1 protein-coding gene is annotated in these 234 nt (G+C 40.6%); it reads left to right on the top strand.

The window, feature by feature from the left end; translation table 11 throughout:
• Positions 1 to 234 (top strand): EVE domain-containing protein (locus tag AAEY83_RS18710; RefSeq protein WP_351061710.1); only part of this gene is annotated, 234 nt, incomplete at both ends.

The following is a 234-nucleotide window of genomic DNA, read 5'->3' as shown; positions in this document are numbered from 1 at the left end:
ATTTAAAACTGAACCCGATGCATTTTCGATTGACGATCTTAAAAATGCACAAAATCAAACCACACTTTGGGAAGGGGTACGTAATTACCAAGCACGTAACTTTATGCGCGACGAGGTAAAAGTAGGTGACCTCGTAATGATTTACCATTCTAGCTGCAAGCTCGTAGGCGTAGTAGGTATTGCTGTAGTAACAAAAGCAGCTTACCCAGATCCAACTCAGTTTGATTTAAGTAG

It is taken from the genome of Psychrobacter sp. TB20-MNA-CIBAN-0197 (assembly GCF_040309765.1).
Taxonomy (GTDB): Bacteria; Pseudomonadota; Gammaproteobacteria; order Pseudomonadales; family Moraxellaceae; genus Psychrobacter; species Psychrobacter submarinus.
Note: the sequence above shows the minus strand (reverse complement) of the source record. Positions and strands in the feature narration are given on the sequence as shown.